The organism is Frankia sp. AgPm24 (assembly GCF_023243055.1).
Taxonomy (GTDB): domain Bacteria; phylum Actinomycetota; class Actinomycetes; order Frankiales; family Frankiaceae; genus Frankia; species Frankia umida.
The window spans coordinates 1-23,735 of the sequence record NZ_JALKFW010000146.1 but is presented as its reverse complement, the minus strand read 5'-3'; the positions used below and the strand labels follow the sequence as shown (position 1 = coordinate 23,735).

The following is a 23,735-nucleotide window of genomic DNA, read 5'->3' as shown; positions in this document are numbered from 1 at the left end:
CTGCGGACCCGGACGGGCCGGTGGTGGTCAGGCGCGATGGCGCCGCACCAATCGCTCACATCCGCCCGCCCGCGGGGCGGGCCGAGGGCCAGCCCCGGTGGCGGCCGCACTGGCCGGACTGCCCGCACGCCGAGGCACACCGCCGGCGCCGATAGACCTGGCCGTCCCTGACGAGGGCCGGCTCCAACACACCGAGAGGGGCCACGATGACCGCCGCTGCGAAGGGAACCGATCCGCCCCGGATCGTGTTCGTCGACACCGAGACCACAGGTCTCGACGTCGAGCGCCACCAGCTGTGGGAGATCGCACTAATCATCCGTGACCGGTCGGCCCAGCTGGACGACGTCGAGCACCGGTACTACCTGCAGCCGGATCTGTCCCGCGCAGACTCGGCTGCGCTGCAGATCGGCCGGTTCTACCAGCGCACCGAGGGCCTCCGGCGGGCGACGGTGGACTACGACGACGGCGTGGTGAACACCGCCGGCCTGAGCTGGAGTTCAGACCGGTGGCGCTGGTCGATGCCGATGGCGGTCGCCGGGGAGGTCGCGCGGATCACCGCCGGCGCCGTCCTGATCGGCAGCAACGTCCAGTTCGACGCGCGGATGTTGTCCTACTGGTTGCGGGCGCACAGCCAGGCCCCCGCCTGGCACTACCGCCCGGTGGACGTCGGGGCGATCGCGCTCGGCTACCTGCGAGGCATCCACGACGCCGCCCCGGCCGGCTCCGACGCCGAACGGAACGCCCGCCCGGACTGGCTCCTGCCCTGGTCCACCGGGATGCTCGCGTCCGTTCTGGGAGTCACCTGCCCACCCGACGCGCGGCACACCGCCCTCGGCGACGCCCGGTTCGTGCGCGACCTGTACGACAAGACCACCGGCGGGACCCGATGACCGCGCCCGTCCGGCTGAGCCCCACCCTGCCCCCGGACACGCACTTCAACGGCCTGCTGGGGAACGTCGCCCGGTTCCTGTCCGCTCCGGACGACCCGATCCTGGCCGTGGTCAGCCTCGCCGCGGTGAGGCTGGTAACCGATGTGCCGACCGGCTTTCGGGTCCCGGTCATCGGCATCCGTGAGATCGAGCTCTCGTGCCGGGCGGTGTCCGAGCAGACCCTGCGGGAGCTGCTCGACGTGGCCCGCCGCGAACGGGTTGGCGTCCGCACCGAGCTGCCGTTCGGGGCGGACGCCAACCTGCGGGGCGACGACCGATGACACCGACACAATCGGACCGGCTCGACCTGCTGCTGACGGTGGCCGGTGCGCTGTGGGTGGCCGCCGCGGTCCTGGCCGCGCTGCTGGCCGTGTCCGCGACGTTGTGGACGCTGCTGTGGGTGTGGACGACCGGCCTGCGCTGGCTACGCGGTCTCCGACGGCCGATGTCGATATCGGACGTCCTGCTGCTCGAGCCGGACGGATGCCAGCCAGCGACCATGCCGTTGTCCGTGCCTGCGCAGGCTCCAGCCCGTCCGCCGGCGGTGCCGCGGTGACCGGCCGTTCGCGCTTGCGTCCGCGCTGGCTCGCCGGCGCTGACGGACCGGCCGAGACCACCAGGACCACCGACGAGGTGCCCGAGTCCACCCGTGTGCTGGTCCTGGCCCGAGCCGGGCACCACTGCGAGTCCTGCGGGGCGTCTCTGGTGGGTCGGCCGTACTCCCTGCACCACCGGCGCCCGAAGGGCATGGGTGGCACCCGCGCGGAACTCGCGCACAGCCCGGCGAACCTCGTCGCGCTGTGCGGGCTTGGTAACAACAGCGGCTGTCACGGCCTGGTGCACCAGCACCCGACCGCCGCGCAGTCCGGTGGGTTCGTCGTGCGCCGCGCGGCGGATCCGACACGGATCCCCGTCGCGCTGCACGACGGCCGCCTGGTCCTGCTGACCGCGGCCGGCGGGTACGAGGCGGTGTCCGTCGGTGGTTGACGCGCGGATGCGTAGCGAGTGGCTGCACCAGCCGCAGTTCTGGGAGCTGTCCGACCACGCCCACCGGGTCCTCGTCGGCGCGCTGCAACTGGGGAACGCCCAGGGCACCGACGGCCGGATCGGCCCGGCGTATGTGCAGATGCTGCACCCCCAAGGCGTGCCCGATCAGGTCGCCGCCGAGCTGGTGGGCCACGGCCACTGGGAACGCACCCCGGACGGCGGCTATCAGGTTCTGGACTGGGCCGGCTCGAAGGGGCAGAGCACCGCGGCGGAAGTCCGGGGATACCGGGCTCGCAAGCGGGCGAACCAGGCCGCCTATCGGGCCCGGCTTGCCGCGAAGGACGCCGCGGCCGTGCCACCGCAGCCGACAGCCTCGGCACGTCCGCGCGCCGCGTCCGGCTCGGTGACCGGTCACGTGACCGCTGGTGTGACCGGTCAGGTAGGCGCGGCTCGGCGAGGCTCGGGTTCCTCTTCTTCCTCTGTGTCGCCACCACCCGCTCAGGGTGGTGGTGGCGACACGGGTAACAGCCCACGCGTGCGCACGCGTGGGCGTTCGGCCTCGCTTTCCCCGCAGCACCATCCGGCGCCGGCCACCGGCGGTACGCCGCGGCGGCTCTGTGACCGCCGTGAGCACGCCGGTGTCGAGCTGTCCGCGACCGGGGTCTGCCCGGCCTGCCGGGGTGAGCAGGTCGGCGACGACACCCGCAACGACCGCGAAAGCCGCCTGAACCAGCCCAAGCCCGATGGACCCGCCGGGGTGCCCCGCCGGACGGTTCCGGCTCCGGCCCGTACGCCCGTGGCAGCTCCCGCCCCGGCGCCGGTCCTGGCCCCCCTGCATCTGGTCACCGATCGACGGGTCCGCCGACGCCCCTCGACGAATCCGCCGTGGCGACAGCTCGCGCTGCGCCTGTTCGTCCAGCCTGCACAGCCGGTCTCAGCCCCGGCAGTCCAGCCCGAACGGCGGTCGGCAGCCGCCGCCTGACCTTCACGAAAGGGAAAAATCGTGGATCTTGTCGGACTTGCCGGTCACACTCCCGTGCGGGAGGTGATCCACCATGTCCTGGCCCGTCTGCTCAGCGGACGCCGACGAGGCGTATGCCCAGGCCGACCATCCCCCCGCCCCGGAGCATCACGAGACGTGCGACGGGTGGGCGGGCACGGACCCGGAGGGCCGGCCACGGCCGTGCCTGACATGCCGGCCCCAGCTGCGCAGGCGCGTCCGCCCCGGCCCGCCGGCCCGCTTCAACCGCCGACGCGCCTCCCGCTGACCCCCGCGCCGGGCGAGTCGATCGAGGACGTCGCCCAAGCCTTCGCCCGGGTGCACGAGCTCCGCGTGGCCCAGCTCAGCCTGTCGGATTACTGGGAGTGCCGCGTGTGCCGCACGGCCGGGTTCGGTGCCGGGCTTGTGGCCGCGCTGGACCATCTCCGGAAGGCAGGGGCCGCCGCACCTGTCCAGGCCGCACCGTGACGGGCTACTCGATCAGCATCCCCAGCCGCCGTCTGTTCGCCCGGGCCGTCCGTGACCTGCTCGATCAGCACACCGAGTGGGACGCGCCGCTCTACCCGTTCGTGTCGTTCGTCTACGACCAGGGCCAGATCCGGCCCAGCACCGTGAACATGATCTCCGCCGTGTTCGACCCGAACAGCTTCCCGGTGATCATGGATGGGCTGGTCCGCGACGAGCTCGCCACCGACCTGCCGACGCCGTACGCCTACGCCCTGCTGACCGAGCTGTGGATCGTGTACTCCACCGCGGTCAGCCCGGGCGAACGCGCCCGGCTTCGCCACCAGGCCGCCACCCACCAGCTCGGTCAGCACCCGGGCCGGGTCGAAGTGGCCTGGGTGACCTGCGCGGACATCCACGGCCGCGTGTGGAGCGCCAGCCGGCGCCGCGACAACGGCGAGATCACCGAGCGGTTCGTGGGCGATCCGGACGCCGCGGACCTGCCCTACGACACCGAACTGCGCGCCGTCGCGGCCCTCGCGAAGGCCGCACGCGCCACCCCCTGACCACGAAAAGGATCGCAACGAGCGAGGAGACCGCAACGCATGCGCCCGCCTGAGAAGAACCCTCGCTACTGGACCGCGACGGACCACGTCCGCCACTGGGCCGCCACCCACCTCAGCGCCGACACCGTGTGGGACACCGCGCTGATGATCCTGCTCGCCGCCGTGGCGGCCGTGCCGACCGCCACGGTCGCCACGGTCGCCGCAACGGCCGGACAGCCTCCGGGCTACGCCGCGGTCACCGCCGGCGCCGGGCTGGCCCTCGCCGCCGCAGCCGCCTGGGAAGCCCGGGCCCGCCGACGCGCCGACGCCCGCCTGTGGCCCGTCGTCCCCGGTCTCGTCGGACCGGCGCTGCTCGCAGCCTGGTGCACCCTGCTCACGACCAGCCCCCACGCCCTCGGCCGTGGCCTCGCCCCCGCGCTCCTGGGCCTGTGGCCCACGGCGTGCGCCCTCGGCGCCGCCGCGATCCGTCTCAGCCGCCCGGCCACCCAGCCCGCGCAGGAATCCGAGCCGGTACTGAGCCGATCCGAGCCAGACCCTGAGCCGTCGGCTCAGACCAGTGAGCCGCAGGTCAGCGACCCGCCGGCCGAGTTGACGAAGACCGCGCAGCTGCTTGCCCTGGCCGCGGCGGTACCGAGCGAGGACCCGCGTCGACCCACACGACTCGCGGCGGATCTCGCGACACAGGTCGGAATGAACCCGGACACCGCCCGTCGTATCCTCGCCACCGCCCGCCGTGCCAAGACCACGGCCGCGGCATGACCGACGGTGCCGCGCTCGAGGCCGCGATGCTGCGCAGCCTCGAGGCGTCTCTCGGCGCCGGCTGGATCACACGCACCCCCGGCATCGACGCCATCGTCTCGCTCGTCCACCCCGACGGCCTGTCGATCCTCGTCTCGATCTACGAGTGGGACGGGCCCTGGATCCACGCCAGCATCGCCCACCGAGACCGGGCCCCCACCACCACCGAGACCACGGCCCTGTACGTCGCTCTCGGCGACCTGCGCCCATCTCGAGTGGCACTCACCGAAGCCGGCCATGACCTGCACCTGGTCGGCAGGATCGGCACCTGAAATGGAGACCACGATGTCCGAACCGCGGCTGTTCTGGCTCGAGCGCGACGTCGACACGTCCGGCGTGTCCGGCACGGGCCGGGTGGCCGACGGTGTCCTGTGGGCCGACGGGACCGTGTCCCTGCGCTGGCGCGGCGCCACGCCTTCGTCGGCGCACTTCGACAACCTCAGCGCCATCGAGGGCGTCCACGGGCACGGCGGATCCACCCGGGTCGTGTGGGCCGACGACCAGCCCGCCCCCGCCCCGGCCCGGCCCCGCCGGCCGTCCGCGGTCCCCGACGACCACCCGCTCGACGGCCTCGGCGACCTGGCCTTGGCCCTCGGCGGCGCCCCGGACTCGTGGACCGGCGACGCCCTCCTGCTGATCGCCCGGTCCGACGCCCCCCACAGGCGTGAACTCAGCACCGGCATCGCCTGGCTCGTCACCGCCTACCTGCTGTGGCAGTCGTTCACCACCACGGCGGGCGAGACGGAGAGCCCGCGCGCCGGCCGTTTCCTGGCCACCCTGGACGCGTTCCCGGGCGAGCTCGTATGAGCGCCGGTGCCAGCAGCGGCGACGGCGAGAGCTGGACTGCTCGTCTGCTCGCCATCCTCCGCGGCACCGCACCCACCCCGACCTCCGAGGGAACTCAATGATCGACTATCCCGAGGCCGAGTTCGACCTCGACCATCCGGGCCCCGCAGACGACAAGGCGCAGCTGATGGCGCTCGAGCTCGCCGAAGACGAAGCGCGGGCCGCACAGGAGACCGACACCCCGGCCTCGGATCCCGTCGAGTGCGTCGCCGAGTACATCGACGGCTACTGCAACACCGAGGAATGCGACTGCGAGGAATGCCGCCAGGAGACCTGGCACCGCATCGAGGCCCTGGTCGAACAGGGAGAGATCACCGAAGGCGAAGCACACGCGCGGCATGCCCTGGCAGGGACTCTGTGACCGCGCGGCCCGAAGCCCGCCAGGCCGACCCGAAAGCCCTCGCGTTCGCCTCCGGAGTCAACAAGGACGGCGCACCGTTCATCCACGTTTCCTGGGCAGGCCGGCGCGGTCAGGTCACGGTCGAGGAGGCCCGACAGATCGGCCGGCAGGCCTTCGAGGCCGCCGAGGCCGCCGAGCACGACGCGATCGTGGTTGCTTGGCTTCGCGACAAGATGGGCCTCACGTTTCACCAGGCTGCGGTAGCCGTGGGCGACCTGCGGTCCTACCGGCAGGACACCACGGCCAGCACCTGGGGCAAGAACGACAGCAGCGATGGCAACTGACGCGACCGGTCCCGGCCAGCCGTCAGACGTACCCCCGGCCGGGGGTGTCCTGGTCTACCTCGAGGCCGACCAGGCCCACCATGCGCCGCTGCTACTGCGCATGGTGGTCGACGCCGCGTCCGCGGCCGGCATCACGATCAGCAGCGCTGCGATGCCGGTCCGGCTGTGACAACCCACCGCATCGACGCGCTGCTCGACGAGCTGCTGCGGGTGTACGGCGAGCTGGCGGTGTTGCGCCGTGAGCTCGCCGAGCTGCGCGCGGCGAGCATCGCGCCCCCGAAGCCAACGCCGACACCGGTCGTACCGATGGCACCGTCCCGGCGCGGCCTGTTTCGCCCCCGTACATGAGGTAGGTCTCCCGGTCGGACCTGGTTTCCGACCGGGATCACCACGCCAGCACGATAGCCAGGGCCTCTGCTGGCCCGGCGTTCGATAGGTGCTGATGATGACGGCATGGACCGCACCGTCGAGTACCTGGCCGCTGCAGCCCACGAGATCGCGTCCTGGTGGGACGAGCTCTACGCCGACCGAATCCCGGGTACACCGCGGCGGTGGGCCGAGCGGTCCGGCAGCACACCAGCGCCCGGCCTGACACGAGTGTCCGCGCTCGCCCCGGCGCATGACTGCGGGACGCCCTGGTCCTGGGCGCCGGACAGTACCCCGGCGCATCCCCGCCCCTACTGCCCACGCTGCGCGGGTAGCACCGGCCCGGGCGAGTCGCCCGCCCCGGTCCGGCTGGATGTGGTCGACACCATCCCGCTGATCACACGGACCGTTCTGGCCCTCGAGGACACCGTGCGCCGCACTCTTGGTGACGGCCCGGCCGACCGGGCCCCGGCCCGGCTCGACGCCCGCGGCCTGGTCTGGCCAACCCCGGCCCTGCGGACCGCGGTGTGGCCGGGCCGACCGGGCCCCCTGGTCCCGCTGGCGGCCCGCTACCTCGCCCGGCAGGCCGACCGGATCGCCGGACACGACCAACTCGTCGATGTCGCCCTCGACGAACTGCGATATGCCCGCGGCCGGCTGCGCGCCGCGGTGGGCACGGCCGAGCAGATCCGGGTCCTGGCCGCGGCCTGCCCGATCTGCCACACCATGGGACTACGCGCCTACCACCAGCGCGAGATCATCGCCTGCACCAACCCCGCGTGCCGCTGCCAGACTGAGGGCTGCTGGTGCCACCGCGGCGGACACCACCTTTGGCGGTATAACCCGGACCCGCGGCACGACGAGTGGGCCTGGCTCGCCCGCACCCTCGACGAAGACCTCGCCGCCTGGCTCACCGATGCGGCCTGACGACGTCCACGTCACCACCGCGGAGGCACTGGTCCTGCTCGGCCAGGCGCGTCCGCCGGTCACCGCGCACCACATCAAGCAGTGGAGCAAGCGCCGACGAGGCCGCGCGGCCCGGCTGGTGCCGGTCGGCCAGCGCGGCCGCGCGGCGCTGTGGGCCTGGGCCGATCTGCTCCGCCTGGAGCGTGACACCCGCAGCAAACGCGGGGGTGCAGGCCGGGCCGATCAGGACCAGGTACCCTCCAACCGTGCGCGGTAGCCATGCCGCAAACGGTTTCGACCTACCAGGTGATGGTGCCGGTGGTCGGGCTATCGGCCAGGGCAGAAGTGCGCCACGGCCAGATCAAAGATCGCCTGTGACTGCGTAGCGTCCGGCGTGACGCCGTTGTAGGCGACACGGAGTGGCAGCCTTCTGAGCGCTACCTCCCTGCCAGCCTCGGTGATGTCCGAGCAGACGCGAGAGCCGTTGCGCACGATGTGCTTGTCCAGTCGGTTCGTGGACAGCTGCGGGTAGGCCGCGCGGAACGCGGTGACGAAGGCCTGCCCCTGGGGCGAAGCGATCAGCGCCGCCTCGTCGGCGGCGCCCGTCTGACCACCTGCCTGTGTCGCTGCCACCGTGGTTCCTCCTGCTGTGTCGCTGCCGCTGCTGGTGCAGCCTGATGCCGTGGCCAGCACCAGGCCGGCCCCGACCATCACGCCATAGAGCGCACGCCTGATCACATATCCCCCTCGTTGGTGAGGGGGCAGGCTACCGCGCCCGTGATCCATCCCCATGCCTGCCGAGTGGTATGGGTGCTACCCCACCCCCTACCCCCCGGCCAGCACCCATGACCCCCACCGCCCCCCGATGACCAGCCGCCGTCGCAGCCCCCTGCCTGCAGGCTGGGCCGCGACGCGCCGCCGCATCCTCGCCCGCGATCCGACCTGTCGCCTGTGCAAGATCGCGCCGTCCACCGAGGTGGACCACGCGGGCCACCGCGATGACCATCGCGACGCCCAGCTGCGTGGGGTCTGCCAGCCCTGCCACGCCACCCGCACCGGCCGTCAGGGCGCCGCGGCGAGCAACGCGCGGCACGCCGCGCGCCGCCGGCCGCCCGAGCCTCACCCAGGCCTCATGCCTCACGCTGAGTGATGGTCGCGGGGTGTCGGGGGTGGGGAGGGCCCCCCGCCAGGGCGGCCGAAGGGCCGGTGGGCATAGCAAGTCGCTGTGTGTACGGGTCTGGGGGTGCTGGCCTCCACGCAGCGTGACCAGGCGGGGGTGACTGAGCGTGATGTCTAGGGGAGGGGTGGTGCGTGGCGGGTCAGGGTCCTGCGCCGGCCGAGCGGCGCCGTCGGCGCAACGCCGACCCGGCCGCGGCGGCCGGGGTGACGGTGCCCGCGGACGGGCTGCCGTTCCAGGCACCGCCGCTGCCGTACGCGACCCGCTACCTGCAGGCGACCCGGGTCTGGTACCGCACGTGGACCGAGGCACCGCACGCCGCGGCGTTCATCTCCACCGACTGGCAGCGCCTGCACATGCTCGCCCCGCTGGTCGATGGCTACTGGCGGGCGATCAACGAGCACCAGGTGCGCGCCGCCAAGGAGCTCCTGGTGGAGATCCGGCTGTCGGAGAGCCTGCTCGGTGCGACCCACGCTGACCGGCTGCGCGGGCGGATCGTGATCGAGCGGCCGAAGCTGGCGCCGGGCCGGCCCGCCGGCGCTGTTACTGACCTCGCCGCTCGGCGGCGCCGCCTGGCCGATGGTGCGTGAGCTCGTCCGGGCGCCCGGCCACGACCGGCACCGGGCCCTGGGTGTCACGCTCGCGTGGATCGAGGCCTGGTGCGTGCACGGGCCGGGCGACGTGCAGGGCCGGCCGCTGTCCGGGCCGGACGCGCTGCCCTTAGACGACGAGTTCGCCGGGCTGATCCTGGACTGCTACGCCCTGGACGAGAACGGCCGCCGGCTCTACGACACCGCGGTGGTCTCCCGCGCGAAGGGCCGCGCCAAGAGCGAGCTGGCCGGGTTCATCGCGCTGGCCGAGGCCTTCGCCCCGGTGCGGTTCGCGGGGTGGGCCGAGGGGGGCGAGCGGTACGTCTGGCGGGACTGGGCCTACGAGTACGAGCCGGGCGAGCCGATGGCCCTGCCGGTGGTGCACCCGATCATCCGCTGCCTGGCCACCGAGGAAACCCAGGCCGGCAACACCTACGACAACATCTACTACAACCTGGCCGAGGGTCCGCTCGGCGAGGACCTGCCCACCGGCGCGGCCGGCCTCACTCGGGTGTTCCTCCCGGACGGCGGGGAGATCATCCCGTCGACCGCGAGCTCGGCCGCGAAGGACGGCGGCAAGGAATCCTTCGCCGTCTTCGACGAGCCGCACCTCTACACGCTGCCGGACCTGCGCCGGATGTACACCACCGTCGACCGCAACCTGCGCAAGCGCAGGGCCGCCTCACCGTGGGCGCTGCTGACGTCGACGACGTACCAGCCGGGCGAGGGCAGCACGCTGGAGAGCCTGCACGACCGGGCCCGGCTCACCGCCGAGGGCCGCACCCGCGAGCACCGCATGCTGTTCGACCATCGCGAGGCCCCGCCCGACGTCGACCTGACCGACCGGGCGTCGCTGCGTGCGGCGCTGGCCGAGGTGTACGGCCCGTTCGCCCCTGCCCTCGACCTCGACAGCATCATCGAGAACGAGTTCTGGAACTTGTCGAAAGACGTCCAGGACGCCCGCCGCTACTTTTTGAACCAACCGACGGCCGCGGTCGACGCGTGGCTGTCGCGGCAGGAGTGGGCGGCCTGCGCCCAGCCCGAGGTGGTCGTCGACGACAGCGACCCCCTGGTGATGTTCTTCGATGGCAGCAAGACCGACGACGCGACCGGGCTGGTCGGGTGCCGGATGGCCGACGGCCACCTGGTCGTACTGGGCTGCTGGGAGAAACCGCAGGGGGCGGCCGGCCAGGACTGGCAGGTCGACCGCGCCGACGTCGACCGCGTCGTGCGCCAGGCCTTCGACCGGCGCCCGGTCGTCGGGTTCTTCGCCGACCTCGCCGAGTTCGAGTCCTACGTCGATGCCTGGGCGACGGACTTCCGCCGGGAGCTGCTCGTCGACGGCACCGGCGGCCGCCGCCGGCACCCGGTCGCCTTCGACATGCGCGGCCGCGGCTCGGAGTTCACCGAGGCGGTCGAGCGGATGCACACCGACGTGCGCGACCGGGAGCTGACCCACGACGGCGACAGTCGCCTGGCCCGGCACGTGCTTAACGCGCGGCGCCACCCCAACCGCTGGGGCGTGTCCATCAGCAAGGAGTCACGCGAGTCCCCCAAGAAAATCGACCTCGCGGTGTGCGCGGCCGGCGCGCGAATGGTCCGCCGCCTGGTCCTCGCCGACCCCAAGTGGGAGCGGCGCCGGCGCAAGACCGGCCGCGCCGCCTTCTGAAAGGAGGCCCTGTCCGATGGTGATGTCCGCGGCCGAGACTGTCGACCGGGCCCGGTATCTGCTCGAGCTGCGCGACCAGGAGCGTCCGCGGCTCGCACGTATCCGCTGCTACCTGCGTGATGAGCCGGACCAGATCCTGTCCGGTCTGCCCGCGGACACCCCGCTGGAGCTGCACCGCCTGGCCCGCCTCGGCCGGGTGAACATGCTCCGGTTCGTCGTCGGTTCCCGGGTGCAGTCGATGTACGTCGACGGGCTTCGTCTGCCCCGCCAGGCGGACAACGTGGAGGCCTGGCGGGTGTGGCAGGCCAACCGGATGGACGCCCGGCAGATCGGGGTGCACCGGGCCGCCATCGCCTACGGCGCCTCGTATGTCACCGTCCTGCCGGGCACCCGCGCCGGCGAGCCGATGCCGGTGCTGCGCGGGGTGAGCCCGCGGCGGCTCACCGCGGCGTACGGCGCCGACGACGAGTGGCCGGCGTACGCGCTCGAGCAGCGCCGGTCGGGCTGGCGTTTGTACGACGCCGAGGCCGTCTACGACCTGACCGGCGCCGACGCGGACACGCTCGCGTTCGCCGGCGTGCCGGCGGAGCACGGCGCCGGGGTGTGCCCGGTCGTGCGCATCCGCGACAGCGACGACCTGGACGACGAGGTCTGCGGGGCCGTCGAACCGCTGATGTTTCTGCAGGACCAGATCAACATCACCACGTTCGGGCTGCTCGTCGCCCAGCATTACGGGGCGTTCCGCCAGCGGTATGTGATCGGTTGGTTGGCCGAGTCCGAAACGCAGCGACTGAAGGCCTCGGCCAGCCGGTTGATGACCTTCGATGACCCGGAGGTCAAGGTCGGGGAGTTCGGGGAGACGACCCTGGCCGGCTACCTGGCCAGCCGGGAGGCCACGATCCGGCACCTGGCCACGGTCAGCCAAACCCCGGCGCACGAGCTCCTGGGCCAGTTGGTGAACCTGTCGGCTGAGGCGCTGGCCGCGGCGGAGGCCTCCCACCGGCGGGCCTTGTCCGAGACGCAGACCGTCGCCGGCGAGGGCTGGGAGCAGGCGCTGCAGCTCGGCGGAAGCATGATCGGTGTCGACGTGCCCGACGACGCCGAGGTGCGTTGGCGCGACACCGAGTCCCGGTCACTGGCGCAGGTCGCCGACGCCCTCGGCAAGATCGCCCAAATGCTGGGTGTGCCGCCGGCGGAGCTGTGGGAGATGCTGCCCGGGGTCTCGCAGCAGCAGGTCGAACGGTGGCGCGCCGCGGCCGCCGAAGGCGACGCCTTCGCGCAGATGAACAGGCTTCTCGACGAGCAGGCCTCGGCGCTGACCACACCCACACCGGCGCCGGCCGTGCCGGCGGATGCGTCGCTGTGATGGCCGCCGTAGCGGAGGCGACGGCGCTGACCGACCAGTATCGGCGCCAGCAGCTCGCACTCCGCGCGGCCACCACTAAGGATCTGCGCACCGTCTGGCCGCTGTTCGACGGCAGCGACGAGTCGTTCGCCGCGTTCGCGCAGGCCGCGACGAGCCTGATCCTGAACCGCGCCGACACCAGCACCGGCCTGGCCAGCGCCTACTACCGCCAGATCCGGGCGGCCGAGGGCATCGTGGGGGAGATCATTCCTCGGCGGGCACCGCGGCCCCCCGAGAGCCTGATCAAAACGGCGCTGGTCTCCACCGGATTGGCCGGCACCCGGCGGGCGATCGGTGCGGGGCAGACCCCGGCGCAGGCCCGCGCCACTGGCCTGGTCCAGGCCGCCGGCGCCGCGGCCCGCCTCGTGCTCAGTGGCGGCCGCCGCACCGTGGAGGACACGGTCCGCGCGGACCCGCAGGCCCTCGGCTGGGCCCGCGTCACCAGCGGCCGCGCGTGCGCGTTCTGCGCGATGCTCGCCAGCCGCGGCCCGGTCTACAAATCCGACACTGGCGCGTTCCAGGCCCACGACCACTGCGCCTGCACCAACGAGCCGGTGTTCGAGGGGTCGACGCTGCCGGCGAGTTCCGGGCAGTGGGCGCAGCTGTGGCAGGACTCCGCGGCTGGCCGTGACGACCAGCTCAACCGGTTTCGGCGCGCGCTGGCCGAGAGCCGCCGCGCCGACACCCCCCGCACCCCTGACCTCCCCCGGCCCACCCCGGCGGCCGAGGTGCCCCCGGCACCGGTGGTCGCACCAGCCCCGGCCGTGCCGAGGCCGACACCACTCGAGGGCGAAGGCGCCCTGGCCGCCGCCCCTGAGGGACTGAACCGGGCCCGAGCGGATCTGTGGAGCCTGGACGAACGGTCCACGCTGCGCCAGTACAAGGGCACGTCGTACGCCAACCTCAACGGCGTACTACGCCGGTTCGCCGGCAAGCTCGATCCGGACAACTTCGGCCAGGCGGTCTACCACGAGTGGACCACCGAGATCGACCGGGTCATGGGCCGGTCCGCGCTCACCGCCGACGTGCAGGTCAGCCGCGCCATCAAGGACGGCGGCGCGGTATTCGGGGACGCGTGGGGCGAGAGCCTCGTGGGCGCCGAGTGGGTGGAGCACGCCTACGTGAGCACCACCGCGAAACCGTCGGTGCTCGGCGAGTTCTTGCAGCGCGGCAGCGCGCCGGCGACGTTCCGGGTCCGCGTACCCGCAAGGACCCACGCGGTCGAGCTCTCCGACGCCGACTACGAGGCCGAGCTCCTGCTCGAGCGCGGCCTGACGATGCGCGTCGTTGCGGACACTGGGCCCGGACCCGCACGGGTCATCGATCTGGAGGTGATCCCCGCTGAGCCACCCACCCGCCCCCGACGAACCTGACGACGCCCTCGCCCAGCAGAGCGACGCCGAGCAGCACGCCCACGCCGGCGAACGCCTGGTCGACGATCAGCCCGTCACGTTCACCCGGCCCCCCGACGCCGCCCGCCGCGACAGCGACGGCGACGAGTAGACCTCTGCGCCCCGCGATGGGACGCCGAGCAAACCGGGCGCGATGCCCGTCCCCGCCGCGATGGCGGGGTGACACCACACCGCCGTGATGGCGGGTGACAGAGAGGACCGGTATGGCCGGCGACGACGACCAGACCGACACCACCACCGACGACGGGCAGGACGACGCGACGTCGACCGGCACCGGCGACGGAGGCGGGGACAGCGGTAGCCAGCGGGCACTCACCACCGAACGCAAGGCCCGCCAGACCGCGGAGAAGGAACTCAAGGCCCTGCGCACGAAACTGCAGGGCCTCGAGGACAAGGACAAAAGCGACACGCAGCGGCTGCAGGACGCGGTCACCGTGGCGGAGAAACGCGCCGCGGACGCCGAGGGGCGCCTGCTGCGGATCGAGGTCGGCGCCGAGAAAGGCCTCACGGTCGCCCAGGCCCGGCGCCTGGTCGGTGACAGCCGCGAGGAACTCGAGGCCGACGCCGACGAGCTGCGCGCGACGTTCGGCGCCGACAAGACCGACACCGGCAAGGGCGACAGTGACGCCGGCGCCGGCGCGTCGGGGGACCGGGCGCGGCCGTCGGGCCGAGGCCGGCCGCGGGAGGACCTGCGCGGCGGCGCGGCACCGAATGCCGACGCCGGCGACAAGGTCGACGCGGGCAAGTTGGCCGCGTCGATTCTCTCCCGACCGTTCTGATCAACCCCGCGCGCAGACCGCCGCGGGCACACACACGCAGGAGGTAGACCGTGGCGGTCCTTACCGCACAGGGCATTTCCGAGGTTGCGATCGAGCTGCTGACGCGCACGCTCGTGCTGCCTCGGACCGTCACCACCATCCCGGGTGAGGAGTTCTCCGGCTCGAACGGGGACACCATCACCGTGCGGGTGCCGCAGCCCGGCACCGCCCGGGAGCAGACGGCACCCGGGCAGACGATCACGTACGACGACGTGACCGAGATCCCGGTGCCGGTGACCGTGAAGCACCTGTACCACGCCAAGCGGATCAGCGATCAGGAGGCGACGCTGCGCCTCGAGGACTTCGCCCGGCAGGTGACCCGCGTGCAGGTCAGCGCGGTCGCGACCGGCGCCGAGCAGCTGCTCGCCAACAAGATGAACGACCTGCCGGTCGACGTCGGCAACATCGGCGTCGCCGACGTCGACGACGCGGTCCTGGAGGCCCGGACCGCGCTGGGGCGCGCCGACGCGCCCAACGGGGACCGGTGGGCTGCCTGTAGCCCCGAGTTCGCGGAGCTCGTTTTCAAGCAGGAGACGTTCAGCCGGGCGGACGCGGCCGGCGACCAGACCGCTCTCCGCGAGGCGATCATCGGCCGGTGGCGCGGGTTCATGTGGGTGGAGTCCAACGGCATCGAGCCGGGAACCGCCGTGCTGTACCACCAGTCCGGGTTCGTGTTCGCCAACCGGGTGCCGGTCGCGCCGCGCGGCGCCCGGGAGTCCGCGACCACCTCGGCGGGCGGCATCGGGATGCGGCAGATCTTCCAGTACGCGCCGGACATCCTGTCCGACTCGAGCGTGCTGTCGACGTTCGCCGGCGCGGCTGTGGTCGCCGACAATCAGGCCGGCACCGACATCCGCCGGGCCTTCAAGCTCGGCCTGGTCGGGACCTCCTGAGCTGATGTCGCTGCCTCCGCTGGTCGACCTGGACGGTTACACCGCCCGGGTCGGCGAGGTCGACGACCCGGGCGAGCAGGGACGGATCACGGTCCGGCTCGGCGACGCGTCCGCGCTCGTCCGCCAGGTCGCCGGCCTCGACTGGGTGGCCGACGACGGGGTCACCGCGACTACCCCGGACGTGGTCGTGCCGGTGGTGGTCGCCATGGTCCAGCGGGCGGTGGCCAACCCGCAGGGCCTCACCGGGGAAACCCTCGGCGACCACAGCTGGCAGATGGCGAACGCCAGCCCCGACCTGTACCTCACGCGGGCCGAGCGGGTGACGGTGCGCCGGGCGGCCGGGCGGCTCAGCGTCGGCACAGTTTCCCTCGAGGGAGACCTGCCGGCCCAGCCGTCGGAGGTGTGCTGGTGAAGATCAGCCACCTGCTGAACCGGGACGTGGAGGTGTGGCGGTCAGTCGCCGAGGACGACGGCGCCGGCGGGCAGACCGTCGACCTGCTGCTCGTCGGCACCCTGCCCATGAAAATCGACCAGGCGTCGGCGGCCGAGCGCACGCTCGCCGCGCAGGCCGGCGCCGAGCTGACGCACACCGGCTACGCCGAGGCCGACGCCGACCTCGCCCGCGGCGACGAACTCCGCGGCGCCGGCCAGACGTTCCGGGTCGACTCGGTGGTCGAACCCTCCACCCCCCGCTACCGCAAGGCTCAGCTGGTGGAAGTCCAGGCCGAGCCGGACACCGAGCTGTCGTGACCGACGAGCAGGGCGCCGAGCTCACGATCCTGGTCCCGATGCTCGGCCGGCCCCACCGGGTCGCGCCCCTGCTCGCCTCGATCCAGGCGACGGTGCCCGCCGCTGAGGTGCTGTGGTTGCTCACCCCCGGAGACCACGCGGTCGTCGCCGAGGTCGACCGCGCCGGCGGGCGGGCCCTGTCGGTCGGCTTCGCCCGCGGCGACTACGCCCGAAAGATCAACCTCGGCTATCGGGTGACCGACCGGCCGCTGCTGTTCCTCGCCGCCTGCGACCTGCAGTTTCACCCCGGCTGGTACCAGGCCGCCCTCGACCAGTTCGCCGACGGCATAGGCGTAGTGGGCACCAACGACATGGGCAACCCGAGGGTGGTCGCCGGCGAGCACGCCACCCACAGCCTGGTCACCCGCGCCTACGCCGACCAGGGCGCCACCGCCGACGGTGCCGGCGAGATCCTGCACGAGGGCTACTGGCACGAGTACTGCGACGACGAGCTCGTGCAGGTCGCCCGCCACCGCGGTGTCTGGGCCTTCGCCGCAAACAGCCATGTCGAGCACCTGCACCCCGACTACGGCAAAGCCCCGTCGGATCACATGTACCGGCGGCGGCGGCCGCGGATGCGCCAAGGCGCCCCGCTGTTCGCCGCGCGGAGGTCACTGTGGACGTGACAGTGGCCGTCGCAACCTACGGCGCGCCCTCCTGGGTCGAGCTCGCCCGCACCCGGGCCATCCCCAGCGCCGAGGCCCTCGGCGTCCCGGTCGTGCACCACCACGCGGACACGCTGCACGACGCCCGCAACGGCGCCCTGGCCCAGGTCGCCACCGACTGGGTTGTCCACCTCGATGCCGACGACGAGCTCGAGGCCGACTACCTCACTGCCATGGCCACCGGCAGCGCCGACGTGCGGGCCCCCGCGGTCCGCTACGTCCGCGGCCGTCACGCCGATCCGGCCCGCGTCCCGACCGTCGCCGGCCACAGCCACGGCTGCACCGCCGACTGTCTCGCCGCCGGCAACTGGCTCGTCATCGGCGCCCTCGTGCGCACCGCCCTCGTCCACCAGGCCGGCGGGTGGCACGACTACCCCTGGTCCGAGGACTGGGACCTGTGGGTGCGGGTCTGGCAGACCGGTGCCACCTTCGAGGCCATCCCCAGCGCCGTCTACCGGGCACACGTGCGCCCCGGCTCCCGCAACCGGGCGCCGTCCCGTACAGCGCGCCTCGCCGCCCACCGCGCCATCGCCCGCGCCAACGGGCTCCCCGTCCCCTGAAAGAGAGACAGCATGTACTACACCCCCGCCGTCGGCCGGACGGTCCTTGTCCTCGTCGACCCGACGACGAACAACGGCGCCGACGTCGCCCCGGCCGTGCTCACCCGCGTGTGGGCTGAAATCCCCGGTGGGCGCTGGACGGTGAACTACCGTCTGTTGCCCGACGGCGAGGACACCCCCTGGATCACGTCGGCCACGCTCTATGTCGACGAGCAGGCCGCACGCACCGCCCTCCCGGTGGAGGGGAGCCGGGGATACGTCGCGTTCTGGCCGCCGCGGGGGGAGCTCGAGGCGGCGGCCGACGATCTGTCCGGCGCCGCGGCCGTCCCGCTGGACCGAGCTGCGGCCATCGCGAGGAAGCTCGAGGCGGCGGCCGACGGTCTGTCCGGCGCCGAGGCTGTCCCCCTGCTCAGGGAGGCGGCGGCCATCTGGGTGACCCTGGCCAGGAGCTGACGTGGACATCACCGTGTTGGTGATGACCGACGGCCGTGACGATCTGCTCGACCGCACCCTGCAGTCCGCGCAGTGGAGCCTCGGCGGTCCGATCACCCGATGGATGATCCACGACGACACGGGCGACGCCCAGCACCGCGAGGCACTCAAAGCGCGGTACCCACAGGCCGGGGTGATCTCGGCGAGCAACCGCCGTGCCGGGTTCGGCGGTTCCCTCCGATGGGCATGGATTGTCATCACCCTCCTCGCGAAAGCGGACGAGGAGTGTTTCGTCTTCCACCTCGAGGACGACTTCGTGTTCCGCCACCCGGTGGATCTGCGCGCGATGGCCGACGTGCTCACCGCGCACCCCCACCTGGCGCAGCTCGCGCTACGCCGCCAGCCCTGGAACCCGGCCGAGCGGGCCGCCGGCGGCATCGTCGAACAGCACCCCGACGACTACACCGAGGTGCGCGACGGCGAGCACGCCTGGCTCGAGCACCGACAGTTCTTCACGACCAACCCGTGCTTGTACCGGCGGGAGCTGTGCACCGCCGGCTGGCCGACCGGGCCCGAATCCGAAGGCCGGTTCGGCCTCGGCCTGCTCGACACCGGCCTGCCCTGGGGTGTGCCCGGTGACGAGGTGCGGTTCGGGTTCTGGGGCGGGCGGGACAGCGGCGAGCAGGTCGAGCACATCGGGACCGCACGCGTAGGAACGGGGTACTGATGTGGCTGCGACGACACCCGGCGGATGGATCATCGGCGTCATGGCGCCGGACGACGGGCAGCGGCACACCCGCACGGATACCCCCGACCGCACCCGCAACGTCGGCCTGGTCCTCGATGACGGGCCGGCGCCACGCTGGCCGATGCTCCGTGAGCCCATCCTCGTCGCGGTTGGGTCGTGCGACTGTTGCAGCCGGCCGGTGGGCCCAGGTGGGCACTGCGGCTGCTCGAGCTGAGAGCGCCAGCCGATGACCGTGGTCGGGATCGCGATGGTCCGCGACGAGGCCGATGTCATCGCCGGCACGGTGCGGCACATGGCCGGGCAGGTCGACCAGCTACTCGTCGCCGACAACGGCTCTGTCGACGGCACGCTGCAGCTGCTGCACGAGCTGGCCCGGGACCTGCCGCTGGTCGTCACGCAGGACCGGGACCCGGCCTACTACCAGGGCGTGAAGATGACACGGCTGGCCACCCTCGCGGCCGCGACCATGGGCGCGACCTGGATCGTCCCCTTCGACGCCGACGAGCTCTGGCACGCCGAGGGCGGGCGGATTGCCGACGTGCTCGCCGCGGTGCGCCCGCCGGTCGCCTACGCGGCCCTGACCGACCACCTGCGTACCGCCCTCGACAAGGACACCCCGGACCCGTTCCGGTCGATGACCTGGCGCAAGCCCAGCCCGGCGCCGCTCCCGAAGGTGGCGTTCCGGTGGGAGCCGGGTGCCACGGTCCATCAGGGCAACCACGGCGTCAGCCTGCCCTCCGCGCAGGCCATCGTCGACACGCTCGCCGGCCGGCCGCCGGCGCTGGCCGTACGCCACTTCCCGGTCCGCAGCCCCGAGCAGTTCGCCCGCAAGGCACGCAACGGCGCCGCGGCGTACCGGGCCGCTCCCGACCTGCCCGCCGACATGGGCGCGCACTGGCGCGCCTGGGGCCAGCTCTACCAGCAGGGCGGGGCCGAGCTGCTCGCCGAAGTGTTCCGCGAGCACTGGTGGTATCTCTCCCCGCCCGATGCCGGCCTCGTCCACGACCCCGCCCCCTACCAGCCGCAGGAGACACGACCATGACCACGAACAGCGACGCGACCAGCCCCGACGAGTTCGCCGACCGGCACCCCGCCACCCGCGGCCTGCTGCGGTTCTTCGCCTGGGAGCACCTGCCCCCGCACCTGCAGGATCTCTCCCGTCCCGTGGGGCAGCTCGCCGCGCAGCTGGTGCGCGCCCTGCCCGACGGCCCGGAGCTCACCGCCGGGCTCCGGAAACTGCTCGAGGCGAAGGACTGCTGCGTGCGGGCCGCCCTCTGAGCGCTGCGGTGGTGGTCCCGTTCCGGCCCGATGGCGCCGACCGCGACCGGATCTGGTCCTGGCTCGCCGACCGGTGGCGCACCACCCACCCCGGGTGGGAGCTGCGCGTCGGGGAGTATCCGGCCTCGGCCGGGCCCTGGCGCAAGTCGGCCGCCGTCAGAGCCGCGCTCACCGGCTGCACCGCCCGGGTGCTGGTCATCGCCGATGCGGACGTGTGGGTCACCCCGACGGACGTGCTGGCCCAGGCGGTGACGCTGGCCGCGGATGGTGCGCCGTGGGTGATGCCGCACCGGCAGGTCCGCCGGCTCTCCCCTGAGACCACCGCCCGGGTCCTCGCCGGCGAGCCAGTCGAGCAGGCCGGCGCCACCCGGGGCGCGCTCGCCGAACGGCCATACGTCGGGATGCGCGGCGGCGGCCTGCTCGTGATTCGCGCCGACGCCTGGGAGCAGGTGGGCGGGTTCGACCCGCGGTTCGCCGGCTGGGGTGGAGAGGACGAGGCGCTGGGCCTGGCGGCCGATGCGCTACTCGGCCAGGGCGTGCGGCTGCCGGGGGTGCTGTGGCATCTGTGGCATCCACCCGCGCCCCGCCTGTCACGCACCGTCGGGTCGAAGCCGTCCCGCCGGCTCGTCGCCCGGTACCAGACCGCCCGCCGTGACCCGGCCGCCATGGCACGTCTCGTTGACGAGTGGAGGGCTCCCGATGGGCCGGCGCCAGACAGTGCAGATCGAGGGTCTTGGTGACCTACGCGCCGCCGCCCGGCGGGTGCAGGAGCAGGTACGCCGCGGCGTCCAGCGGGCCGTCGCCCAGTCCCTCGAGGCAGTGCAGACCGACGCCGAGCGGCGTGCCCCGACCCGCACCGGTGCGCTGCGCCGCTACGGCATCGGCTCCCAGGTCGACGGCGACGGCATGTCCGGCGATGTCGGGTTCACCGGTGACGGTTTCTACGGCCTGTTCCACGAGTTCGGCACCACCCAGCACGGGGCGCAGCCGATGCTCGGCCCGGCCGCCGAGGCCGAACGGGTCGAGCTGCCCCAGCGACTGACGCGCGAGATCACCCGCGAACTCGGCGCCTGACCATCCCCCGAAAGGACCTGATATGCCTGTTTTTGTTGATGCTGCGAAGAACACCGCGCTCACCGCGCTGGTAGGCCTCGGCGCCTACGCGAGCCTGCACAGCGCCTACTCCGCCACCGGCACGAACGAACTGACCGGCGGGTCGCCGGCGTACGCGCGGCAGGCCATCGCCTGGGACGCCGCCAGCGGCGGGGTGGTGTCCCTGACGGGCACCGAGTCGTTCAACGTGCCGGCCGGGGCGACCGTGGCCTGGTTGGGTCTGTGGTCCGCGGTCACCACCGGCACGTTCTACGGCATGATCCCCAACGGCGGCTTCGCCCCGAAGCCTTTCGTCGGCGCCACGTCGGACACCCTCACCGCGCCGGGGCATGGCCTGTCCAACGGACAGAGGGTCGTGGTCCTAGCCGCGGGCAGCACGCTGCCCACCGGCCTCACCGAGGGCACGATCTACTGGGTCATCAGCGTGTCCGGCGACGCGTTCAGCCTGTCAACGACGCAGGGGGGGAGCGCGGTCGACCTCACCGCGGCCGGCTCCGGCATCGTCCAGCGGATCGCCCCCGAGGCCTACGAGCTGCAGGGCACGTTCGAGGTGTCCGATATCAACATCACCGCGGCCGCCTGACATGGCCAAAACCGGATACAGCATCGTCACGGGCGGCGCGGTGGGACCACTGACCGCAGCGACGGCGAAATCGGTTCTCGGGGTATGCGCTCCCGCCTCGTTCGGCATCGATCTGAAAAAACTCCGGTTTGGGTTCGATGGTGTCGCCGCGGGTGCCAGCCCCGTGCTCATTGAGCTGTGCGCGTCGACGTTCGCGACGAACGCACCCGGGACGAACAGCACGTCTGTGACGCCTGTCCAGCTCTATGGGCGGGCGATCACGGTCGGGGCGACCGCGGCCAAGAACTGGACCGCGGAACCGACGGCGTTGACCGTGATCGAGGAGACGCTGTGTACCCCGTATGGGGGTCAGGTCTGGTACGACTTTCCCCTCGGTGACGGCCCCGACTCCCCGGTATCCAACGGCTTTGTTCTGCGGTTCACCGCCCCGGCCGCGGTCAACGTCCGCGCGTCGATGACCTTCGAAAGGTGCTGAGGTGGCATCGGTCGCGGACTCGTTCACCGCCGGTACGGGGCTCACCGCGCTGGTCGGCGCGTTCACCGTCACCGGTGGCCAGCTGACCAGCGCCACCGCCGGATCGTTCGTGATCGGCCAGTACCAGGCCGTGGCACTGGGGGCCGCCCAGTTCGCCGAGATGAGCATCGTCACGCTGGACGCGACCACGTCCCGACGGTGGGGCGTGGCCACCCGGTTGGGCACGGCCGGCGCGAACTACATGGCGTACCTGGACGCCGCCGCCGGCGGGGCCTGGGAGCTGGCGAAATACACCTCGTTCACCTACGCCAGCATCTCCGGCGCCCAAGCCCTCACGATCGCCCTGCCGATGCGGCTCCGCCTGGAAAGCGTCGGCTCGACTCACCGGGTGCTCATCAACGGCCGGCTGGTCGGGACCTACACCGATGCGTCGGTGGCCACCGGCCAGTACGTCGGGGTCTACGGAAACGAACCCAACTCGCTCGTCGCCTCCGACGACTTCTACGGGGGCGACGTGGTGCCACCCCCGGGCCCGCTGATGTCTCGTGCCGCGGCCATGCGCGCGGCCACGGTCTGAGAGAGGGGCCGGGTCGTGGCACGTCTGGGACGAGGACACCCACAGCCGCCGACCGTGCAGCGCGCCCCGCGGCTGCTCCCCACCGCGAGCATCACCGACGACTTCACCGCGGGCATCGGCCCGGAGCTACCGACCCTCACCCTGGCGACAGCGGTGGGCGGCCGGCTGCGGCTGCCCTGCGATGCCGGGTACAGCAGCGCCAGCAGCGCCCCCGGCTACGCCCTCGCCGGCAGCTACGTGCACGTGCAGGTCCCCACCCTGCCCAACCCGGTCGCCGCGTCGGGCCAGGCCGTTCTCCAGATCATCGGCGTGGACTTCGACAACCGGGTCGAGCTGATCGCCGAGTTGCAGGGCGGGGTCCGCACCCTGGTCGCACGGCATGTGATCGCCACCGTCCAGTCCGAAGCCCAGGTCACCTACTCGGCGACTGATCATCAGTGGTGGCGAATCCGCGCCGGCGCCGGCACCGTGGACTGGGAGACCAGCCCGGACGGGCTGACCTGGACCAGCATGCGCACGCTGACCTCGGCGCTGAACCTCACCCAGGTGTCGGTCGCGCTGGTCTGCGGCCACTGGAACACCGAGACCGGCGACCTCGGATACGCCGAGTTCGACAACCTCAACCTGGCCGCGGCGCCCGGCGCGCTCACCGGACAGGGCAGCGCCCAGCTGGCGTTCCCCGCGACCGGCCAGGGCGTGGCCCAGCACGCGGGCCCCACCGCCGCCCGACTGCAGACCACCGCCACCGCCACCGCCACCGCAGCCCACAGCGGCCCGCCGGCGGCCCGCGCCGCGTTCACCGCGACCGCGGCCGCCGCCCGCCAGGCCAGCGCACCGGCCGCCGGCCGGCTGGTGCTGTCCGCCACCGTCACCGGGGTAGCCCGCCGCGGCAGCACCGCCACAGCCCAACTGACCGCGACCGCGACCGCGACCGCCACCGCGCGGCGCGGCAGTGCGCCCACCGGCCAGCTCGCCGCCACCGCGGCCGCGGCCGCGGCCGCGGGGGGCCGCCGCCCGGGCGGCGG

General features: G+C 72.8%; 35 protein-coding genes and 1 pseudogene. 35 read left to right on the top strand and 1 reads right to left on the bottom strand.

Annotation, left to right across the window (positions count from 1 at the left end; translation table 11 throughout):
• The first annotated feature begins 206 nt into the window (after positions 1–206).
• The 15 genes from MXD61_RS06935 (at position 207) to MXD61_RS06865 (ending at position 7,803) form a co-directional block, all read left to right on the top strand.
• On the top strand, positions 207–890 hold the full coding sequence (locus MXD61_RS06935) for an exonuclease domain-containing protein (RefSeq protein ID WP_248812006.1): 684 nt from the start codon (positions 207–209) through the stop codon (positions 888–890).
• Positions 887–1,210, top strand: a complete 324-nt coding sequence (locus MXD61_RS06930) for a hypothetical protein (protein ID WP_248812005.1) — start codon at positions 887–889, stop codon at positions 1,208–1,210. Before MXD61_RS06935 ends, MXD61_RS06930 begins: the two co-directional genes overlap by 4 nt.
• On the top strand, positions 1,207–1,485 hold the full coding sequence (locus MXD61_RS06925; protein WP_248812004.1) for a hypothetical protein: 279 nt from the start codon (positions 1,207–1,209) through the stop codon (positions 1,483–1,485). The genes MXD61_RS06930 and MXD61_RS06925 overlap by 4 nt, the downstream gene beginning before the upstream one ends.
• Complete coding sequence (locus MXD61_RS06920) at positions 1,482–1,916, top strand: HNH endonuclease (RefSeq protein ID WP_248812003.1); 435 nt, start codon at positions 1,482–1,484, stop codon at positions 1,914–1,916. Before MXD61_RS06925 ends, MXD61_RS06920 begins: the two co-directional genes overlap by 4 nt.
• Positions 1,909–2,898, top strand: coding sequence for a hypothetical protein (locus MXD61_RS06915; protein WP_248812002.1), 990 nt, complete (start codon positions 1,909–1,911; stop codon positions 2,896–2,898). Before MXD61_RS06920 ends, MXD61_RS06915 begins: the two co-directional genes overlap by 8 nt.
• A gap of 482 nt (positions 2,899–3,380) precedes the next feature.
• Positions 3,381–3,926, top strand: coding sequence for a hypothetical protein (locus MXD61_RS06910; RefSeq protein WP_248812001.1), 546 nt, complete (start codon positions 3,381–3,383; stop codon positions 3,924–3,926).
• A gap of 39 nt (positions 3,927–3,965) precedes the next feature.
• On the top strand, positions 3,966–4,685 hold the full coding sequence (locus MXD61_RS06905; RefSeq protein WP_248812000.1) for a hypothetical protein: 720 nt from the start codon (positions 3,966–3,968) through the stop codon (positions 4,683–4,685).
• On the top strand, positions 4,682–4,996 hold the full coding sequence (locus MXD61_RS06900) for a hypothetical protein (protein ID WP_248811999.1): 315 nt from the start codon (positions 4,682–4,684) through the stop codon (positions 4,994–4,996). The genes MXD61_RS06905 and MXD61_RS06900 overlap by 4 nt, the downstream gene beginning before the upstream one ends.
• A gap of 13 nt (positions 4,997–5,009) precedes the next feature.
• Entirely contained in the window at positions 5,010–5,531 is a 522-nt protein-coding gene (locus MXD61_RS06895; protein WP_248811998.1) for a hypothetical protein, read from the top strand.
• A gap of 97 nt (positions 5,532–5,628) precedes the next feature.
• Entirely contained in the window at positions 5,629–5,931 is a 303-nt protein-coding gene (locus tag MXD61_RS06890) for a hypothetical protein (protein ID WP_248811997.1), read from the top strand.
• Positions 5,928–6,254 (top strand): hypothetical protein, encoded by a 327-nt coding sequence (locus tag MXD61_RS06885; RefSeq protein ID WP_248811996.1) that lies wholly within the window; start codon positions 5,928–5,930, stop codon positions 6,252–6,254. The genes MXD61_RS06890 and MXD61_RS06885 overlap by 4 nt, the downstream gene beginning before the upstream one ends.
• Positions 6,244–6,423, top strand: coding sequence for a hypothetical protein (locus MXD61_RS06880; protein WP_248811995.1), 180 nt, complete (start codon positions 6,244–6,246; stop codon positions 6,421–6,423). The genes MXD61_RS06885 and MXD61_RS06880 overlap by 11 nt, the downstream gene beginning before the upstream one ends.
• Positions 6,420–6,602 (top strand): hypothetical protein, encoded by a 183-nt coding sequence (locus MXD61_RS06875; RefSeq protein ID WP_248811994.1) that lies wholly within the window; start codon positions 6,420–6,422, stop codon positions 6,600–6,602. Before MXD61_RS06880 ends, MXD61_RS06875 begins: the two co-directional genes overlap by 4 nt.
• 105 nt (positions 6,603–6,707) lie before the next feature.
• A complete protein-coding gene (locus tag MXD61_RS06870; protein WP_248811993.1) occupies positions 6,708–7,547 on the top strand; it encodes a hypothetical protein in 840 nt (279 codons plus the stop codon).
• Positions 7,537–7,803 carry a hypothetical protein gene (locus tag MXD61_RS06865; RefSeq protein ID WP_248811992.1) on the top strand — a complete coding sequence of 89 codons (267 nt, stop codon included), beginning with the start codon at positions 7,537–7,539 and terminating at the stop codon, positions 7,801–7,803. The genes MXD61_RS06870 and MXD61_RS06865 overlap by 11 nt, the downstream gene beginning before the upstream one ends.
• Positions 7,804–7,853: 50 nt before the next feature.
• On the opposite strand, the gene MXD61_RS06860 is transcribed toward MXD61_RS06865, so the two are convergent.
• The gene (locus MXD61_RS06860; RefSeq protein WP_248811991.1) at positions 7,854–8,159 is read right to left on the bottom strand and encodes a hypothetical protein; all 306 of its coding nucleotides are present in this window, start codon (positions 8,157–8,159) and stop codon (positions 7,854–7,856) included.
• Between the two features lie 678 nt (positions 8,160–8,837).
• Between MXD61_RS06860 and MXD61_RS06855 the strand changes: the two genes are divergently transcribed.
• From MXD61_RS06855 to MXD61_RS06760, 20 genes and pseudogenes are all read left to right on the top strand, one after another.
• The gene (locus tag MXD61_RS06855) at positions 8,838–9,293 is read left to right on the top strand and encodes a hypothetical protein (RefSeq protein ID WP_248811990.1); all 456 of its coding nucleotides are present in this window, start codon (positions 8,838–8,840) and stop codon (positions 9,291–9,293) included.
• Positions 9,283–10,962 carry a phage terminase family protein gene (locus MXD61_RS06850; RefSeq protein WP_248811989.1) on the top strand — a complete coding sequence of 560 codons (1,680 nt, stop codon included), beginning with the start codon at positions 9,283–9,285 and terminating at the stop codon, positions 10,960–10,962. The genes MXD61_RS06855 and MXD61_RS06850 overlap by 11 nt, the downstream gene beginning before the upstream one ends.
• A gap of 16 nt (positions 10,963–10,978) precedes the next feature.
• The gene (locus tag MXD61_RS06845) at positions 10,979–12,328 is read left to right on the top strand and encodes a phage portal protein (RefSeq protein WP_248811988.1); all 1,350 of its coding nucleotides are present in this window, start codon (positions 10,979–10,981) and stop codon (positions 12,326–12,328) included.
• Entirely contained in the window at positions 12,328–13,740 is a 1,413-nt protein-coding gene (locus MXD61_RS06840; protein ID WP_248811987.1) for an ADP-ribosyltransferase, read from the top strand. Before MXD61_RS06845 ends, MXD61_RS06840 begins: the two co-directional genes overlap by 1 nt.
• A gap of 242 nt (positions 13,741–13,982) precedes the next feature.
• Positions 13,983–14,558: a hypothetical protein gene (locus tag MXD61_RS06835; RefSeq protein WP_248811986.1), complete on the top strand. Its 576-nt coding sequence runs from the start codon at positions 13,983–13,985 to the stop codon at positions 14,556–14,558.
• Between the two features lie 50 nt (positions 14,559–14,608).
• Positions 14,609–15,490: a P22 phage major capsid protein family protein gene (locus tag MXD61_RS06830; protein WP_248811985.1), complete on the top strand. Its 882-nt coding sequence runs from the start codon at positions 14,609–14,611 to the stop codon at positions 15,488–15,490.
• A gap of 4 nt (positions 15,491–15,494) precedes the next feature.
• Positions 15,495–15,902, top strand: a complete 408-nt coding sequence (locus MXD61_RS06825) for a hypothetical protein (protein ID WP_248811984.1) — start codon at positions 15,495–15,497, stop codon at positions 15,900–15,902.
• A complete protein-coding gene (locus MXD61_RS06820) occupies positions 15,899–16,240 on the top strand; it encodes a head-tail adaptor protein (RefSeq protein ID WP_248811983.1) in 342 nt (113 codons plus the stop codon). Before MXD61_RS06825 ends, MXD61_RS06820 begins: the two co-directional genes overlap by 4 nt.
• Complete coding sequence (locus tag MXD61_RS06815) at positions 16,237–16,905, top strand: hypothetical protein (RefSeq protein ID WP_248811982.1); 669 nt, start codon at positions 16,237–16,239, stop codon at positions 16,903–16,905. The genes MXD61_RS06820 and MXD61_RS06815 overlap by 4 nt, the downstream gene beginning before the upstream one ends.
• Positions 16,896–17,504, top strand: coding sequence for a glycosyltransferase (locus tag MXD61_RS06810; RefSeq protein WP_248811981.1), 609 nt, complete (start codon positions 16,896–16,898; stop codon positions 17,502–17,504). The genes MXD61_RS06815 and MXD61_RS06810 overlap by 10 nt, the downstream gene beginning before the upstream one ends.
• Positions 17,505–17,516: 12 nt before the next feature.
• Positions 17,517–17,957 carry a hypothetical protein gene (locus MXD61_RS06805; protein WP_248811980.1) on the top strand — a complete coding sequence of 147 codons (441 nt, stop codon included), beginning with the start codon at positions 17,517–17,519 and terminating at the stop codon, positions 17,955–17,957.
• Between the two features lies 1 nt (position 17,958).
• Positions 17,959–18,663: a hypothetical protein gene (locus tag MXD61_RS06800; RefSeq protein ID WP_248811979.1), complete on the top strand. Its 705-nt coding sequence runs from the start codon at positions 17,959–17,961 to the stop codon at positions 18,661–18,663.
• A 247-nt stretch (positions 18,664–18,910) separates the two neighbouring features.
• A complete protein-coding gene (locus MXD61_RS06795; RefSeq protein WP_248811978.1) occupies positions 18,911–19,726 on the top strand; it encodes a glycosyltransferase family 2 protein in 816 nt (271 codons plus the stop codon).
• Positions 19,723–19,962 (top strand): hypothetical protein, encoded by a 240-nt coding sequence (locus tag MXD61_RS06790; RefSeq protein ID WP_248811977.1) that lies wholly within the window; start codon positions 19,723–19,725, stop codon positions 19,960–19,962. Before MXD61_RS06795 ends, MXD61_RS06790 begins: the two co-directional genes overlap by 4 nt.
• An 8-nt stretch (positions 19,963–19,970) precedes the next feature.
• The gene (locus MXD61_RS06785; RefSeq protein WP_248811976.1) at positions 19,971–20,702 is read left to right on the top strand and encodes a galactosyltransferase-related protein; all 732 of its coding nucleotides are present in this window, start codon (positions 19,971–19,973) and stop codon (positions 20,700–20,702) included.
• Positions 20,662–21,036: an HK97-gp10 family putative phage morphogenesis protein gene (locus tag MXD61_RS06780; RefSeq protein ID WP_248811975.1), complete on the top strand. Its 375-nt coding sequence runs from the start codon at positions 20,662–20,664 to the stop codon at positions 21,034–21,036. Before MXD61_RS06785 ends, MXD61_RS06780 begins: the two co-directional genes overlap by 41 nt.
• 22 nt (positions 21,037–21,058) lie before the next feature.
• Positions 21,059–21,658 (top strand): hypothetical protein, encoded by a 600-nt coding sequence (locus MXD61_RS06775; protein ID WP_248811974.1) that lies wholly within the window; start codon positions 21,059–21,061, stop codon positions 21,656–21,658.
• Positions 21,659–21,821: 163 nt separating this feature from the next.
• On the top strand, positions 21,822–22,133 hold the full coding sequence (locus tag MXD61_RS06770) for a hypothetical protein (protein WP_248811973.1): 312 nt from the start codon (positions 21,822–21,824) through the stop codon (positions 22,131–22,133).
• A 1-nt stretch (position 22,134) separates the two neighbouring features.
• Entirely contained in the window at positions 22,135–22,710 is a 576-nt protein-coding gene (locus tag MXD61_RS06765) for a hypothetical protein (RefSeq protein ID WP_248811972.1), read from the top strand.
• 15 nt (positions 22,711–22,725) lie between these two features.
• Positions 22,726–23,735 (top strand): annotated as a pseudogene (locus MXD61_RS06760) (hypothetical protein); the annotation flags it as partial.